The organism is Achromobacter spanius (assembly GCF_003994415.1).
Lineage (GTDB): Bacteria > Pseudomonadota > Gammaproteobacteria > Burkholderiales > Burkholderiaceae_B > Achromobacter > Achromobacter spanius_C.
The window spans coordinates 4,486,364-4,501,305 of the sequence record NZ_CP034689.1; the positions used below are offsets into that span (position 1 = coordinate 4,486,364).

A 14,942-nucleotide genomic window follows, 5' to 3' on the forward strand; every position below is an offset into this window, starting at 1 on the left:
AGGCCACGCAAGCCATTTTCCATGTCAACGTGCTGTCAACAGAGGGATCATGCGTGCTCGGCCTTGCGTGCAGCCATGCCGGCCAGCGCCTTGCGGTCCACTTTGCCCACCGCGTTTTCCGGCAGCCGCTCGACCCAGAACACGTCGCGCGGCACGTAGATCCGACCTAGCCGGGACAGCACGTCCGCTTGCAGGGCTGCAGCTTCTTCCGCGCCGGTTGTCGCATCGGCCTTGGGCTGCACGAAGATCACCGGCACTTCGCCCAGGTCGTCATCCGGCGCGCCCACCACGCAGCACGCGGCCACGAAAGGCAGCCCCGTCACCACGCCTTCGATCAGGGCGGGCGAAATGTTCTCGCCGCCGCGGATGATCACGTCCTTGATGCGGCCCGTGATGCTGAGGTAGCCCGCTTCGTCAAAGCGCCCCAGGTCTCCGGTGCGCAGCAAGGTTGGCGCGCCATCGTCGCCATTGTCCACGCCCAGGTAGCCCAGCATCAGGCTGTCGCCCGCGATGCAGATTTCACCTTCGCCACCAGGCGCGGCCTCGGACCCATCCGGCAGTCGCAGCGTAACGCGTTGCCCGGCCAGCACCGTGCCGGCCGAGCCGACGCGCCGCGCATTGGGCGGGTTCATTGTGGACGTGCAGGTGGCTTCGGACAGACCGTAGGACACCACCAGCGGGCAACCCAGAAACGCTTCGATGCGCCGATGCAGCGCTTCGGTGATGGGCGCCGATCCGCAGCGCGCAAAGCGCAGGCCCGCCAGGCTGGCCGGGTCGAATTCCAGTTCCAGCATGCGGGCATACATGGTGGGCACGCCGGTAATGATGGTGGGACGGAAGGTGCGCAACAGCCCCGGCATGTCATCCGCGCGGAAACGGCCCGCCAGCGCCACGCTGGCGCCGGCCAGCAGCGGCGCGAAGATCTGGTTGTTCAGCGCGTTGGTGTGATGCAGCGGCATCACGTGCAGCAGCCGGTCGTCGGGCGTCAGACCCGTGTGCGCCAACACGCCGCGCGCGTTGTTGATCAAGCCCCGGTGACTGAGCAACACGCCCTTGGGGTTACCGGTGCTGCCGGAAGTGAACAGCAGCAAGCCGGGCGCATCCGGCGAGATCTCGTCGGCGCAACCGAGCGCCGACGCGTTGTCCGGACGCGCGGAATGTGCCGGACGAGCCACGTCCGCCGCGCTTGCCACGCTTGCCGCCTCCAGCACCCGCGACGACGCCAAACCACTGGCCGCCGCTGTGGCGATATTCGGCTCGTCATGCAGCAGCCACGTCAGGCCCACCGCCGCCACGCGCCGTGCCGTTTCCTCGGCCGACAACCGGGGTTCCAACGGGCAGGGGCACGCCCCCGCCGCCATCACGCCCAGTATCGTCAACACCTGATCCAGCGACCGCTCCATGGCAACCGCCACATAGCTGCCCGGCGCAACCCCCGCCGCGCGCACGCCGTCCGCAATGCGCCCAACCCGGCGATGCAGGTCGGCATACGTCAACGTGGTGTCGGCGGTGACGAAGGCGGGGCGCGCGGCCCAGTCGGGCTGGCTCCAGGCGCGCGCAAACGCCGCTACCAACGTGGGTTCGGAAAGCATCATGGCGGCCTCCCTAGCGCAGCGCGACGGCGGCGTCGCGTTCAAACTGCCCGTCTGCATCAAGTTCTTGCAAGGCGCGTACTTCGCGCTCGGTCGGCGGCGCGGTGGGTTCCGCACCGGTCGCATCGAACTCAAAGCCGGTGCGCTCGCGCACTTCCGACAAGCTGGATTCCGGATGCCACGATTGCAGCGCCAGCCGCCCGTCGCGCTTGATGAATACGGCAATGGGCGTCACCACCCCGTGAAAACCGCCCCACGACGTCATGAAGTCCAGCTTGGGCACGAAGGTGCGGCGTGAATGCTCGGTGCGCCAGGTGCAGGCGCGCTTGGCCGTGGGCAGCATTACCGCGCCGCCGCCCCCGCCCGGCAAGCGCACCTTGGGCTCGTGCCAGTCGCCAATGCAGGAGTTGTTGGCGCAGCCCGCGCCATCGATCTGCGCCGCGCCCAGGAAGGTCAGGTCCATGCGGCCGCGCGTGCACAGGTCGTAGAAATCTTCGTTCGAGAAGATCGACGCGGTGTGTTCGGCCAGCACCGGATCGGAACTGGAAATGGGAATTTGCGAAGGGCGTGGGTTCACGCCGCCCGCCACGTTGATGTAGACGAAGTCCCAGTCGTAGGCGCGCTTGGCCAACAGGCAGGCCAGCATCGGCATGGTGGAATTGACGCCGCTGAAGGTGATTTCATCGGGGCGGATGAAGCGCGCCAGGTTCGTCACGATGTAGGAAAAGCCCGACCATTGTTCAGCCATGATTGCCCCCTTGCACTTCGGGCGCGGCGGCCAGGTGCGCTTGTAGATCGCTGTTCTTGTCCATATAGGCCTCAACGGCCGGGTAGTCGATGGCGTAGTCGGGCCAGCATGAACCGGGCCAGGCGCTGCCTGGCGCCACCGCATAGGCCTGCACCATGAAGTACGGCACCAGCGTGGATTCCGGCTGCGCTTCGAACACCGCGCTGTCGACGACCTTCTCGGCCACCACCAGCACGCTGCCGGCGGCGCGCGACATGATGCGGTCCCAATGCGCCGTGCCATGCACGCGCACATTGCCCAACGCATCCACTTCCGACGCCTGAATCACCGCGAAGTCCGGACGAATGGCGGGCACCACATAGGTTTTCTGGCCGCTGCCGTAAGGGTCGTCCAGGCAGGTCCAGCCGTTCAGTTCCGGCAGGCCGCTGCCATGCAGTCCGCCGCAAGGCTGAAACGGCACGCCGAACGCCGCCGCCCGCAAGCCAGCGGTAAGGCTGGCGCAGGCGTGTTCTTCCAGTTCGATCTCGCGGCGTTCCACCGCACGGCGATACCACGGCGCCAGGCCGAAGTTGCCTTCCATGGCGACGATGCCCGCGCGCACGCGGCGCAGCACGCCGGCGCGGCAAAGTATGTCGACGTCGTATCCCGGCGACTGCTTGACCAGTTCCAGGTCGCGCTTGCCTTGCCGGATCAGTTCGCGCACGAACGCGAACGGCCCACGGTGCAAAAAGCTGCCACCCAGCGCGATGGACGCGCCATTGGACACCAGCGCGGCCAGTTCGGCCACCGTGCATTGCTTGTTGGGTTGATTGAAGCCCGAAGCCATAGTCTTCCTCCTGATTCTTGTGCCGTTAGCGCGCTTGCAGATAGGCGGCTATGCGGTCCTTCAAGCCGGGCGCCGCGGCCGAACGCACCAGGCGCGCCAGATCGGCGTCGGGCGTTTCCTGCGACAGCGCGGCGTAGAGCTGAATGCGGCTGGCGTCCGTCAATGCCAGCGCCGTGTCCCACGCCTGCTGTTCGATGTCGGGCCATTCCTGCGCCACGGCAAGCCGGGTCGCAAAGCCGTCGCGCAGCGCTTCTTCCGCGCTGAACGTGGCGGCCTGCTCCAGCACCACGCGGGCACGCTCGGCGCCCACCAGCGCGGCAAAGCGGCGCGTGCCCAACACCAGACCGAACTTCAGGCCCGGCATGCGGAACGTGGCGTCCGGCGCACTGATGCGCCATTTGCAGGCACCGAATACATCGACACCCGCGCCGAAGTTGCGGCCATGCGCCAGCGCCACGGTCAGGCACGGCGACGCGGCCAGGCGTTGCAGCAGGGTTTCGATACGCACAAAGCGCAGCAACAGGTCGCCCTCGCTTTGCGACTGCCAATCGCCGAAGTCAAAGCCCGCGCTGAAGTTCTTGCCTTCGCCCTTCAGCACGATCAGCTTGGCGCCTTGCGCCTCGGCTTCGTCCAGGGCGGCGATCAGCGCGTCCACCAATTCGGCGGACAGCGCGTTCATCTTGTCGGGGCGCGTCAGCGTCAGCACGTGTCGCGCGCCCTGTTTGTCGATCCGCAGCACGCTCATGCCACCACTCCCTTCTTTGCGGCGCGCAAGGCGCCCAGCACTTCGTCGTTGTGCTCGCCCAGCGCGGGCGGACGCAAGCGCAACGCGGTGGTCTGGCCGTCAAAGCGCACGGGCAGGCCGAAGGTGCGCGTTTGCACGCCGTTGGGCAGTTCAACCGGCTGCACCCAGCCCATGTGTTCCACCTGCGGGTCGGCCAGCACTTCGGAATAGGTGTTGATCGGCGCGCAGGGCACGCCCGCGGCACGGAAGCGCGACAGCCAGGTCTGCGCATCGCCCTCGGCGAAAATGGCTTCCAGGATCTCGCGCAATGCCGTCTGGTTGCGCGCGCGGGCGCTGGTGTCGGTAAAGCGCGGGTCGGCCAGCAGGTCGTCGCGCCCGACCGTGGCGCACACGCTCTTCCACAGGGCCTGGTTGCCGGCGGCCATGCCGAAGTAGCCGCCCTGGCAACGGAACGCCTGATACGGCGCGTTGCGCGGATGGGCCGAGCCCAGCTTCACGGGGTCTTTGCCGCTGCCGAAGAATTCTGACGTCTGCAAGGCGGCAATGCCCAACGTGGCGCCCAGCATCGGCACGTCAATGTGCGTGCCCTGCCCGCTGGCCTGCGCCGCGCGCAAGGCCGATGCGATGGCGAAAGCGCCATACAGGCCGGCCGAAAAGTCCGCCACGGGCACGCCGCATTTCACGGGTTCGCCGCCGGCCTCGCCGGTGACGCTCATGATGCCGCTCATGGCCTGGATGGTCAGGTCGAAACCACCTTCCTGCGAACGCGGACCCGACTGCCCGTAGGCCGAGATCGAACAATAGACAAGCTTGGGATTGGCTTCGCGCAGTTGCGCATAACCCAGCCCCAGCCGGTCCATCACGCCCGGCCGGTTGTTTTCAATCAACACGTCGACGGTCTGCGCCAGTTCGCGCGCCAGGGCCAGGTCTTCGGGGTTTTTCAGGTTCAGCGTCACCGACTTCTTGTTGCGGTTCAAGGACGCGAAATTCTCGCTGTAGCCATCGGTGATGGGCGGCCAGCTACGCAGCGTATCGCCGCCCTCGGGGTTTTCGACCTTGATGACGTCGGCGCCCATATCCGCCAACAACATGCCGCAAAACGGTCCCGCCGCGACGTTGCAAATTTCCAGCACGGTGATGCCGGCCAGTGCCGAACTGGGTGTCATGTCTGACCTCTCATTATGAAAATTCAATATTTGGGATAAGCAAATCAGTATAAGTGCGCCGCTTTCAGGATGGCATCATGCCAGGCAATCCGCGCCGCCTTCCGTGTGGCTCCTAGTGCAATCCCTAGGTCTTGCGCTTAATTGTTGACCAGCATATCACCCTGTGGAATTCTACGTAAACCATTTATTGAAATACGAATCCTATATTTTAGGATTTATAAAAACGGGCTGCGGCGCACCCTGCGCAAGACGGCCCTGTACACCAAGGAGACAGACATGAAGCAAACATGGCGCATTGCCCTGGCGGGCGCGGTCCTGGCGCTTGCCACCGGCCCCGCCCTGGCCCAGACCTGGCCGACCAAGCCCATCCGCATGGTCGTGCCCTTCCCGCCCGGCGGCGCCACCGATGCCGCGGCCCGCATCTATGCGCAGCACCTGGGCGACTTCCTGGGGCAAGGGGTTGTGGTTGAAAACAAGGCGGGCGCGGGCGGCGAGATCGGCGCGGAATACGTGGCCAAGTCCGCCCCCGATGGCTACACCCTGCTGATGGGTGCCGTGGGCAGCCATGCCATCCATGCGGCCATGCCCGACAAGCCCGGCTACGATTTCGCCACCGCCTTCGTCGGCGTGTCGATGGCCACCAGCATGCCCATGGCGGTGGCCGTCAACAGCAAGGTGCCGGCCAAAAACGTGCAGGAATTGATTGCGCTGGCCAAGAGCAAGCCCGGCACCATCACCTTCGGTTCGGCCGGGCCGGGCACCTCACAGCACATGGCAGGCGAACTGTTCCAGGTGGTGACCGGTACCCGGCTCATGCATGTGCCGTATCGCGGCAGCGGTCCGGCCATCACCGATTTGCTGGGCGGCCAGATCGACATGGTCATCGAAACCCTGCCGGCGCTGCTGCCGCAAGTGGCCAGCGGCAAAATCCGCTTGCTGGGCGTGACCACCGCCAAGCGCGCCACGGCCTTGCCCGACCTGCCCACCTTGATGGAACAAGGCGTGAAGGACTATTCCGTCGCGACCGCCTACGCGCTGCTGGCCCCCGCCGGCACACCGCCCGCCGTGGTGGACAAGCTGTCGGCCGGCATGCAGAAGGCCGCGGCCATGGAATCGGTGCAGCAAGCGGCATTGAAGCTGGGCGCCGATGCGGTGGCGACCTCCCCGGCTGACACCAGCCGTGTGCTGAAGCGGGAAGTGGCGCGCTGGGCCGATGTCGTGCGCATGTCGTCCGCAAAATGAAGCCTCTTGATGCTTGCCCTGGCCCCATCGCCACCGACGTGGCGATTGTGGGCGGCGGCTCGGTCGCCATCAGCTTCCTGTACCAACTGCTGCTGTCTTGGCAGGCGGGCAGCGCGGCGCGCCCGCTGACCATCACCGTGTTCGAACCGCAAGCCGCGCCCGGCCCGGGCGGCGCGTATCAGGAAGACCTGCCCAGCAACCTGCTCAACATTCCCGCCGGCAATATGTCGGCACGCGCGGACCAGCGCATGGACTTTGTCGACTGGCTGCGCACGCAGGACCCGGGCTGGTTGCGCGGTTATGGCGTGGACACGATTGAGCCGTCGGACTTTCTTCCACGCCCCTTGTTCGGCGCCTATATGCGGGCCGTGTATGCGCGCTGCCGCGAACTGGCGCTGGCGCAAGGCGTTGCGCTTGCCCATGTGCAAAGCCCCGTGCACCGCGTTTCGCCCTTGCAGGACGGCAATGTGCGAATCGAGTCCGAGGGCAATGCGCCCTGCCTGGCCCGCTACGCCGTGCTGTGCAACGGCAATCTGCCCTCACAGGCCTTCCCTGCCTTGCAAGGTGCACCGGGCTACTTCAACAGCCCCTATCCCGTTGCCGACCTGGCGCGAGGCATATCGTCGGACGCCTCCGTCTGCATCATCGGCACCAGCCTAAGCGCCGTGGACGCGGTGGCGGCCTTGCAGCAATCGGGCCACCGCGGCCCGATTCTTTGCGTGTCGCGCAACGGGCGCCTGCCCTCGGTGCGCAGCCCGCACAACCAGGCGCCGGCCGCGCTGCGCCATTTCAATCACGAAGGGCTCATGCGCCTGGCGGCACGCCAAGGCGGTATGTTGACGCTGGAAGCGATTGCCGGCGCCTTGCAAGACGAGGTGCTGGCGATGCATGGCGCGGTGGACGCGGACGAGGTCTTTGGCCTGGCTGTTGATGCACAACAGGCGCTGGATGAAGAGATACGCCGCTCAGCGCTCGCGGCCCGGCCCTGGCAGGCGGTGGCGGCCGCGACCAATGCGGTGGTCGAGCAGGTGTGGCATCTGATGCCGCCTGCCGAACGCCAGCGATTTCAATCGCGTTGGCGTGCGCTGTGGATGGCGCGGCGCGCCACCTTCCCGATGCGCAATGCGCTGAAGCTGCAAGCGCTGTTCAAGACGGGCCAATTGCAAGTGCGCGCGGGGTATGTGGATACACGCCATGTCGAAGGCCGCCATGACCTGGCCGCAGGCGCGTTCCATACTCGCCTGCGCGACGCCGATGGCGAAGTCACGCATCGCAGCCACTACCTCATCAACGCCACCAGCTTTTCAGTCGACGTCGCACACACCGACGACCCGCTGATCTCAACCCTGCTGCGCGACGGCCATGCGCGCGCCGACCCCTTCGGCGGCGTGGCGCTGGACTTCGATACGGGCTGCCTGAAGACCGCGCAGGACGCCGTGCTGGGCCAGGTGTCGGTGCTGGGCAGCCTGGCGGGCGGCACGTACTTCTGGACCACGTCCATGGACGTCAACGCCCGCTTGGCGCGCGACCAGGCGGTGCGTATAGCAACGGCGCTTGCGCGGCCCACCGGTATCACTGATCCAGATAGCCGCGCCGATACCCCATCCCTTGCGAAATGGACTGCGCACAGGCCGACACATCCGGCGCCAACTGCTTCATCCTAGCGGCGCTCAGGCGGTCCAGCGGGCCGGAGATGCCCACCGCCGCCACGGCTTGGTCCAGGCTGTTGAACAAGGTCACGGCCAGGCCGCCCACGCCTTCGCGCCATTCGCCGCGGTTCACGGCATAGCCCGCGCGCGCGATCTTGCGCAGTTCATCTTTCAGCAAGGGCAAGGACACGATGGTGGACGGCGTGTGGCGCACAAGCTGATCGGCATAGCGCTCGACATAGCCTTCGGGTTGATAGGCCAGCAACGCCTTGCCGGTGGCCACGGCATACGCGGGTGCGCGGCCGCCCACCATCGAATACGCACGAATGGGTTGCGGGCTGTCGATCTTGTCCACATACACGACGTCAAAGCCGTCCAGCACCGACAGGTGCACGGTTTCGCCGGTCTGGTCCGCCAGCGTGCGCATGAACGGCGCGGCCAGCTTGCGCACGTCCAATTGCGCCAACTGGCGCGCGGCCAATTCGAACAGACGCACCGCGCCCCGGTAACCACCGCCGTCATCGTCCTTGATCACATAGCCCGCGTGGATCAAGGTTTGCAGCGTGCGATGCGTATTACTTCGGGTCAGGCCGACCCGGGCGGCCAGGGCGTCGATGGTGCGCGGCGGATTGTCCACATCGGTCACCGCCTCCAACACCATCAGCCCCTTGAGCAGCGTCTTGTCCATCTTGCTTATTTCCTAATATTTAGGACGTGAACATAGCACGGGACCGCGCCGCCGAACAACGCGCGGCGCACTTAAGGGCCGCTGGCCGCGATCGTGGCGCGTACCGCCGCCGACCGGTCCCACAGATTGGGCAGGCGGGGTGACGAATAGCCGGACACAAAGGGTTTGGGCTGCCCCGTATCCGGGTCGTAGACATGGCGCGACACCGCGCCGATATTGCCGCCGTACAGATGCACGCTGATCGACACGCGGTCTACGTAGGCATTGGACACGCGATGGATGTCGCCCTCGACAGGCGACAGGCGTTCCACATCGCCAGCTTGCAAGGTGGTGGGTTCGCCCGCGGCCAGCACGCGGCCATCGGCATGGCGCACGTAGCGCTGGTTGATCTCGGCCCCGCGCAGCATGCCCACGTAGCCCCAGACTTCGTGGTCATGCACGGGTGTGAACTGGCCCGGCCCCCACACAAAGCTGACCAGGGAGAATCGCTCCAAGGGGTCGCAGTGCAACAGATATTGCTGGTAGTACTGCGGATGCGGCACGGTACAGTCTTCGGGCAGCCAGTCGTCGTGGCGCACCAGGTCGGCGAAGGCATCGCGCAGGGCGGGCGTTTGCGCCAGCGCGTCGGGCGTGGCCAGGCGTGTGGCGGTGGCAATAAAGCGGCGAAGCCGGTCCAGGCCGGCGAAAGAGTCGGGCATCGCGTGTCTCCTGTTGTTGGGACAATCGTTGGGGCAATCCCAGATGAGAAAAGCAGTATCCACCATTCGGGACGCTTGCGCACACTGACTTCGGAGCCGTGGCGCCCCGCCCCGAAAACCCCTCTTGACAGGCCCGGGCCACGGCGCGCAGCGTATGCGTTGTCTTCAAGGGTTGAAATGGAAAATACGCAGCACGATATTCCTCATGCATTGTTGGATGCGTTGCGCGGCGCGCAGCGTGTCGTGGTTTTTACCGGCGCCGGCGTGTCGGCGGAAAGCGGCATCGCGACGTTCCGCGACGCCTTGACGGGGCTGTGGTCGCGCTTCGATGCTCAAGCGCTGGCCACCCCCGAAGCCTTTCGCGCGCATCCCGACATCGTCTGGGGCTGGTATGAATGGCGGCGCGCGCAAGTGTTGCGCGCCGCGCCGAACGCCGCGCACCATGCCATCGCGGCACTGGCGCGCCACGTGCCTGAATTAACCGTCATCACGCAGAACGTGGACGACCTGCACGAACGCGCGGGCAGCGCGCAGGTGGTGCACCTGCATGGCAGCCTGCACGCGCCGCGCTGTTCGGCTTGCGCCGCGCCGCAAGCCTTTCCGATCGCTGTACCCGACGAACCCGACGGTGGCCGCCGCATTCCTCCGCCCGCCTGCGCGCGCTGCGGTCAACCCGTGCGGCCCGGTGTGGTGTGGTTTGGCGAGAGCCTGCCGGGCGAAGCATGGAGCATCGCGCTGCGCGCGGCGGAACAATGCGACCTGCTCTTCAGCATTGGCACGTCGGCCCTGGTCTACCCCGCAGCGGAACTACCGCAGCGCGCGCTGGCCACAGGCGCGACGGTGGTTCAGGTGAACCCGAACCTCACGCCCCTGGATGCTCAGGCGCATTGCAATCTGCATGGCGCGGCCGCCGACGTGATGCCGCGCGTGCTGGCGGCGGCCTTTGCATAGACGGCGCCGTCAGGAATATCGGGTGAACATTTGTGAAGATCTTTACGACCCACATCGAGTAGAAACGAGCTAGCGCAGCAGTCGAGGGGAAACCCCAAATCTCGCCGCGTCGCCATCGGGCTAAAGTGGCGAACGTGGCTTCGACCGTGGAGATCATCATCCCTTTTTCCTGGAGACTTCCCGACGTATTCGTACGTGCGTCGGATGGTACGCTGCACCGTGTTGTGCGCCACGCCACGACCACGGAGGCTATCGCCAAACTTGAGAGCATCCCCAGCAATTACCACTTGGATTGCGAATGCATGCTTGATAACGGCGAGGCGCTCGTGTGGGCGGGAAGCAATCGATATCGACAAATCAACGGCGGCGCCATCTATACCGCCGAACCCGATGTCTCCACTCCCATCCGCGAACGCCATGCCAGCGACGCCGCCAAGCGTAGCGAACACGGCCCCGCCTCGGCTGGCCCGCAAACAAGACGGGCCGACGGGCATAACCCCTTACCACTGGCTGTCGTCAATCTTAAAACCGGCAACGATTGGAGTTTGATACGCGCGTGGCGCGAGCACCTCAATATCACTACTGCTGATATGGCTGCCCGGCTTGGCGTGGATCATTCCATTTACATTGAATTGGAACGGCCACGCCCGCGCCCTCGACAGATTGTGCTGGACCGAGTCTCCGAGGCCTTGGGCGTGTCACCCGACCAACTCGATGATTCATTGTTTGGAGGCCGCTTTCTGTAGTGCCGCACGGCATCGCGCACGCGCAGCACCCTGAAACGTCCACACCACTTTTGCGCCGCAACACTGCCGGCCCGTGGAGGTACTGAGTATGCTCGGCACCGCAAGAAGATTGACCGATGTGCTTGTCACATCGCCCGACGGCACCTTGTATCGCATCGAACGCTTCGTTGCGGACCTGGATGCTTATTCCGCGTTGGGCACTTCCCGTTTCGACCCCAAGACGCATTGCATCTGCCGGACCAGCTCTGGCGAAAAAGTCACTTGGCTGGGCGGCCAGGCCTACCAGATGATGAAGAACGGCATCTCGTTGACCGCGGTGGACCGAAGACGGGGCGTCTGATCCGATTCGGATGCCAGACACCAAAACAAAAGCGGCTTGATGAATGACCATCAAGCCGCTTTGGATTTTCTTTTGCCGTGCGCTTTCAGCAGTTCGCTGTTGCGCTTCGGCGGCATCGCGACAAACGTGTTATCGACTATCGCGTGTTCAAAAATAAGGTGGTGCGCCCGGCAGGATTCGAACCTACGACCCCCTGGTTCGTAGCCAGGTACTCTATCCAGCTGAGCTACGGGCGCCCCGAAAGAGGCGTGTTTATAACATGAAAAAATAGGGTCGTGCAAATCGAGGTAAAAATATCGATGCGCATGACGCCACGCCACACAAAACAAAAAGGCCTTCGATCAATGATCAAAGGCCTTTCCATTTTCTTTGACGGTGACTTCAGTGTGACCTGAAATCTGGTGCGCCCGGCAGGATTCGAACCTACGACCCCCTGGTTCGTAGCCAGGTACTCTATCCAGCTGAGCTACGGGCGCTCCGACAAAGAGGCGAAATTATATCAGAACAATTTCACCAATTTACTGCTTTCAGTACTTTTTTTCGTACTGCTTTTTGACACTTACCTTGCTTGATCTGCTCAAGTTTTTTAGCGATTCATTCGGCTCAACATCAGCACAATCAAACCACTACAAAACTTGGTGCGCCCGGCAGGATTCGAACCTACGACCCCCTGGTTCGTAGCCAGGTACTCTATCCAGCTGAGCTACGGGCGCGTGTTCAAGCAAGCCTTGAATAATAGCGTGATTTTTTACGGCGTGCAAGTTTGGGTGCGGTCAGAAAAGCACTACTCTAATGGCCGCTCAACACAACGGCCTTGAACGTGAAACACCTGCTCGCTGATCTGGAACAGCTAAACGACTTCGACGAAATCATCGACGTGCGCTCGCCGCTGGAGTACGCCATCGACCACATCCCCGGCGCCCTCAACGCACCGGTACTGAACGACGAAGAGCGCGTGCAAATCGGCACGTTGTACACCCAGGTCTCACCTTTCGAAGCCTCACGCATTGGCGCCGCCATCGTCGCGCGCAATATTGCGCGGCACCTGGAAACCACCTTCGTCGACCGGCCACAAGGCTGGCGGCCGCTGGTGTATTGCTGGCGCGGCGGCAAGCGTTCGGGTTCGATGACGGTGATGTTCAACATGATCGGGTGGCGCGCCAGGCAATTGAACGGCGGCTACAAACGCTACCGAGGGGCCACGCTGCTTGCCCTGGACACCCTGCCCACCACGCTGCGCTGCGTGGTGCTCGTCGGCCCCACGGGCAGCGGCAAGACGCGCCTGCTGCACGCACTTGAATCGGCCGGCGCGCAGACGCTGGACCTTGAGCACCTGGCATCACATCGCGGCTCGCTGCTGGGCGCCGTGCCTGGCATTGCGCAACCGTCGCAAAAACGTTTCGACACCCTGCTCGCGGCGCGGCTGCGTGCCCTGGACACCACGCGACCCGTGTTCGTTGAAGCGGAAAGCCGCAAGATCGGCGCCGTGGCTTTACCGCCTGCCCTGCTGCAAGCCATGCATCAGGGAGCGTGCATCGAAGTGGTCTGCACCCCCGAAGACCGCGCGGCGTTTCTGCAGCAAGACTACGCGCAACTATTCGACAACGCCGATTGGCTCAAGGAACAGTTGCAACGCCTGCTTGGCCTGCACAGCCGCGACGTCATCAACGGCTGGCTACAGATGGTGGACGAAGGCCGCCGCCTGGATCTGGCAAGCGACCTGATCAAGCGCCACTACGACCCCGCGTATGCCCGCAGCGGCCACGCGCACTACACGCAGTTGCCGCAAGCCACGCAGATGAGGTTCAGGCCGAACGATGCGGATGTGGTGGAACAGGCGCGCGCGCTGTTGGCGGCGATGCAGAAGTAGGCGATGCAGAAGTAGGCGATGCAGATAAGAACGACATGAAAAAACCCCGCAATCACTTACGCGATTGCGGGGTTTTTATCTTCAACGCTGTACTTAAGCCAGCGCCGAAGCTTATCTGGCGGAGACGGTGGGATTCGAACCCACGATGCAGTTTTTAGCCACATACTCCCTTAGCAGGGGAGCCCCTTCAGCCTCTCGGGCACGTCTCCGAAAAGAGAACGAGATTCTAGCACGAAATTTTTGGCCGTTGCCCGCAAACGGGGTCATCATTCAAAAAAACGTGCCGGACTCGCTGCCTTTATTCCTTGGCGCCCGGCGCCTGGTCCAGGCCGAACGCCTTGTGCAGCGCGCGCACGCCCAATTCCATGTACTTGTCGTCGATGATGACCGAGGTCTTGATTTCGCTGGTGCTGATCATCTGGATGTTGATGCCTTCTTGCGAAAGCGTCTGGAACATCAGGCTGGCCACGCCCACGTGCGAACGCATGCCGATGCCCACGATCGAGACCTTGGCGACCTTCTCGTCGGTGGACAGTTCACGCGCGCCCACGGCGGGGATGACTTCGCGCTTGAGCAGTTCGACGGCACGCGCGAATTCGTTGCGATTCACGGTGAACGAGAAGTCGGTAGTGCCAGCCACGGACTGGTTCTGCACGATCATGTCGACGTCGATGTTGGCGGCGGCGACCGGCCCCAGGATGGAGAAAGCGATACCCGGTTTGTCGGGCACCGCCAGCAAGGTGATTTTGGCTTCGTCGCGGCTGAAGGCGATGCCGGAGACTACGGCGGCTTCCATTTTTTCGTCTTCCTCAAAAGTAATCAGCGTGCCCGAGACCATTTCTTCGTCGAGCGGAATGAGCGGGTCGGTCAGCGAGGACAGCACCCGGACCGGTACACGGTATTTGCCGGCGAATTCCACCGAGCGGATCTGCAGCACCTTGGAACCCAGCGACGCCATTTCCAGCATTTCCTCGAAGGAAACGACGGCCATGCGGCGCGCTTCGGGCACCACGCGCGGATCGGTCGTGTAGACGCCGTCCACGTCGGTGTAGATCAGGCATTCGTCGGCCTTGATGGCGGCTGCCACGGCCACGGCCGAGGTGTCCGAACCACCACGGCCCAGCGTCGTGATGTGGCCTTCGGGGTCTATGCCCTGGAAGCCGGTCACGATCACCACCCGGCCCGCGTCGAGATCAGCGCGCACGCGCGCGTCGTCGATGGAGCTGATACGGGCTTTGGTGAACGACGAATCGGTGCGCACGGGCACTTGCCAACCGGCATAGCTGCGCGCGGGCACGCCTTCGGCCTGCAACGCAATGGCCAGCAAACCGCTGCTGGCCTGCTCGCCGGTGGCGGCGATCATATCGAGTTCGCGGCCGTCGGGCTGGGGCGAAATTTCGCGCGCCAGACCCAGCAGGCGATTGGTTTCGCCCGCCATTGCCGACGGCACAACAACAACTTGGTGGCCGGCGGCATGCCACTTCGCGACGCGACGCGCCACGTTTCGGATGCGCTCGACCGAGCCCATCGAAGTACCGCCATATTTGTGAACGATCAGGGACATCTCGTACTCTGGCTGGAAACCCGCCGCAAAGTGGTGACGGGCAAAACCATATATTCTAGCGCGGCGGTAAAAATTTGCTCAATTTGTCGGGATTTTCGTTCATTGGGCGGTTATTTT

At 64.0% G+C, this 14,942-nt stretch carries 14 protein-coding genes and 4 tRNA genes; 6 read left to right on the plus strand and 12 right to left on the minus strand.

Features of this window, described 5'->3' with window-relative positions; translation table 11 throughout:
- Positions 1–47: 47 nt before the first annotated feature.
- The 5 genes from ELS24_RS20375 to ELS24_RS20395 are packed head-to-tail and all read right to left on the minus strand — an operon-like array spanning position 48 to position 5,077.
- Complete coding sequence (locus ELS24_RS20375) at positions 48–1,595, minus strand: class I adenylate-forming enzyme family protein (RefSeq protein ID WP_127185184.1); 1,548 nt, start codon at positions 1,593–1,595, stop codon at positions 48–50.
- Between the two features lie 10 nt (positions 1,596–1,605).
- A complete protein-coding gene (locus ELS24_RS20380) occupies positions 1,606–2,340 on the minus strand; it encodes a CoA-transferase subunit beta (protein ID WP_127185185.1) in 735 nt (244 codons plus the stop codon).
- Positions 2,333–3,166 carry a CoA transferase subunit A gene (locus ELS24_RS20385; RefSeq protein ID WP_127185186.1) on the minus strand — a complete coding sequence of 278 codons (834 nt, stop codon included), beginning with the start codon at positions 3,164–3,166 and terminating at the stop codon, positions 2,333–2,335. The genes ELS24_RS20380 and ELS24_RS20385 overlap by 8 nt, the downstream gene beginning before the upstream one ends.
- Before the next feature lie 25 nt (positions 3,167–3,191).
- The gene (locus ELS24_RS20390) at positions 3,192–3,911 is read right to left on the minus strand and encodes an enoyl-CoA hydratase/isomerase family protein (RefSeq protein ID WP_127185187.1); all 720 of its coding nucleotides are present in this window, start codon (positions 3,909–3,911) and stop codon (positions 3,192–3,194) included.
- Positions 3,908–5,077 carry a CaiB/BaiF CoA transferase family protein gene (locus ELS24_RS20395; RefSeq protein ID WP_127185188.1) on the minus strand — a complete coding sequence of 390 codons (1,170 nt, stop codon included), beginning with the start codon at positions 5,075–5,077 and terminating at the stop codon, positions 3,908–3,910. Before ELS24_RS20395 ends, ELS24_RS20390 begins: the two co-directional genes overlap by 4 nt.
- A gap of 276 nt (positions 5,078–5,353) precedes the next feature.
- Between ELS24_RS20395 and ELS24_RS20400 the strand changes: the two genes are divergently transcribed.
- The gene (locus ELS24_RS20400; RefSeq protein WP_050448664.1) at positions 5,354–6,319 is read left to right on the plus strand and encodes a Bug family tripartite tricarboxylate transporter substrate binding protein; all 966 of its coding nucleotides are present in this window, start codon (positions 5,354–5,356) and stop codon (positions 6,317–6,319) included.
- Positions 6,316–7,983, plus strand: a complete 1,668-nt coding sequence (locus ELS24_RS20405) for an FAD/NAD(P)-binding protein (RefSeq protein ID WP_127185189.1) — start codon at positions 6,316–6,318, stop codon at positions 7,981–7,983. Before ELS24_RS20400 ends, ELS24_RS20405 begins: the two co-directional genes overlap by 4 nt.
- Here the strand turns inward: ELS24_RS20405 and ELS24_RS20410 are convergent.
- Together ELS24_RS20410 and ELS24_RS20415 are read right to left on the minus strand one after the other, a co-directional pair.
- On the minus strand, positions 7,892–8,656 hold the full coding sequence (locus ELS24_RS20410; RefSeq protein ID WP_050448662.1) for an IclR family transcriptional regulator: 765 nt from the start codon (positions 8,654–8,656) through the stop codon (positions 7,892–7,894). The genes ELS24_RS20405 and ELS24_RS20410 overlap by 92 nt on opposite strands.
- 71 nt (positions 8,657–8,727) lie before the next feature.
- Entirely contained in the window at positions 8,728–9,354 is a 627-nt protein-coding gene (locus tag ELS24_RS20415) for a cysteine dioxygenase (protein WP_050448661.1), read from the minus strand.
- Positions 9,355–9,531: 177 nt separating this feature from the next.
- Here ELS24_RS20415 and ELS24_RS20420 point away from each other — a divergent pair, with 177 nt between their 5' ends.
- The 3 genes from ELS24_RS20420 (at position 9,532) to ELS24_RS20430 (ending at position 11,391) form a co-directional block, all read left to right on the plus strand.
- Positions 9,532–10,305, plus strand: a complete 774-nt coding sequence (locus tag ELS24_RS20420) for an SIR2 family NAD-dependent protein deacylase (RefSeq protein WP_050448660.1) — start codon at positions 9,532–9,534, stop codon at positions 10,303–10,305.
- Positions 10,306–10,451: 146 nt separating this feature from the next.
- The gene (locus ELS24_RS20425; protein ID WP_050448701.1) at positions 10,452–11,051 is read left to right on the plus strand and encodes a helix-turn-helix domain-containing protein; all 600 of its coding nucleotides are present in this window, start codon (positions 10,452–10,454) and stop codon (positions 11,049–11,051) included.
- 88 nt (positions 11,052–11,139) lie between these two features.
- The gene (locus ELS24_RS20430; RefSeq protein WP_198158201.1) at positions 11,140–11,391 is read left to right on the plus strand and encodes a hypothetical protein; all 252 of its coding nucleotides are present in this window, start codon (positions 11,140–11,142) and stop codon (positions 11,389–11,391) included.
- Positions 11,392–11,550: 159 nt separating this feature from the next.
- On the opposite strand, the gene ELS24_RS20435 is transcribed toward ELS24_RS20430, so the two are convergent.
- The 3 genes from ELS24_RS20435 to ELS24_RS20445 form a co-directional block, all read right to left on the minus strand.
- A tRNA-Arg gene (locus tag ELS24_RS20435) sits at positions 11,551–11,627 on the minus strand.
- 163 nt (positions 11,628–11,790) lie between these two features.
- Positions 11,791–11,867, minus strand: a tRNA-Arg gene (locus ELS24_RS20440).
- Between the two features lie 160 nt (positions 11,868–12,027).
- Positions 12,028–12,104 (minus strand) — tRNA-Arg (locus ELS24_RS20445).
- 107 nt (positions 12,105–12,211) lie between these two features.
- On the opposite strand from ELS24_RS20445, the gene mnmH reads away from it, so the two are divergent.
- A complete protein-coding gene (mnmH, locus tag ELS24_RS20450; protein WP_127185190.1) occupies positions 12,212–13,261 on the plus strand; it encodes a tRNA 2-selenouridine(34) synthase MnmH in 1,050 nt (349 codons plus the stop codon).
- A 116-nt stretch (positions 13,262–13,377) separates the two neighbouring features.
- Here the strand turns inward: mnmH and ELS24_RS20455 are convergent.
- Together ELS24_RS20455 and ELS24_RS20460 are read right to left on the minus strand one after the other, a co-directional pair.
- Positions 13,378–13,470: transfer RNA gene (locus ELS24_RS20455), tRNA-Ser, on the minus strand.
- An 89-nt stretch (positions 13,471–13,559) separates the two neighbouring features.
- On the minus strand, positions 13,560–14,825 hold the full coding sequence (locus tag ELS24_RS20460; RefSeq protein WP_050448658.1) for an aspartate kinase: 1,266 nt from the start codon (positions 14,823–14,825) through the stop codon (positions 13,560–13,562).
- Positions 14,826–14,942: the final 117 nt, after the last annotated feature.

Excerpts from the sequence above, each read along its gene's own strand:
- ELS24_RS20375 (WP_127185184.1), bottom strand. The coding sequence starts at position 1,595 with ATGATGCTTTCCGAACCCACGTTGGTAGCGGCGTTTGCGCGCGCCTGG.
- ELS24_RS20380 (WP_127185185.1), bottom strand. The coding sequence starts at position 2,340 with ATGGCTGAACAATGGTCGGGCTTTTCCTACATCGTGACGAACCTGGCG.
- ELS24_RS20385 (WP_127185186.1), bottom strand. The coding sequence starts at position 3,166 with ATGGCTTCGGGCTTCAATCAACCCAACAAGCAATGCACGGTGGCCGAA.
- ELS24_RS20390 (WP_127185187.1), bottom strand. The coding sequence starts at position 3,911 with ATGAGCGTGCTGCGGATCGACAAACAGGGCGCGCGACACGTGCTGACG.
- ELS24_RS20395 (WP_127185188.1), bottom strand. The coding sequence starts at position 5,077 with ATGACACCCAGTTCGGCACTGGCCGGCATCACCGTGCTGGAAATTTGC.
- ELS24_RS20400 (WP_050448664.1), top strand. The coding sequence starts at position 5,354 with ATGAAGCAAACATGGCGCATTGCCCTGGCGGGCGCGGTCCTGGCGCTT.
- ELS24_RS20405 (WP_127185189.1), top strand. The coding sequence starts at position 6,316 with ATGAAGCCTCTTGATGCTTGCCCTGGCCCCATCGCCACCGACGTGGCG.
- ELS24_RS20410 (WP_050448662.1), bottom strand. The coding sequence starts at position 8,656 with ATGGACAAGACGCTGCTCAAGGGGCTGATGGTGTTGGAGGCGGTGACC.
- ELS24_RS20415 (WP_050448661.1), bottom strand. The coding sequence starts at position 9,354 with ATGCCCGACTCTTTCGCCGGCCTGGACCGGCTTCGCCGCTTTATTGCC.
- ELS24_RS20420 (WP_050448660.1), top strand. The coding sequence starts at position 9,532 with ATGGAAAATACGCAGCACGATATTCCTCATGCATTGTTGGATGCGTTG.
- ELS24_RS20430 (WP_198158201.1), top strand. The coding sequence starts at position 11,140 with ATGCTCGGCACCGCAAGAAGATTGACCGATGTGCTTGTCACATCGCCC.
- ELS24_RS20460 (WP_050448658.1), bottom strand. The coding sequence starts at position 14,825 with ATGTCCCTGATCGTTCACAAATATGGCGGTACTTCGATGGGCTCGGTC.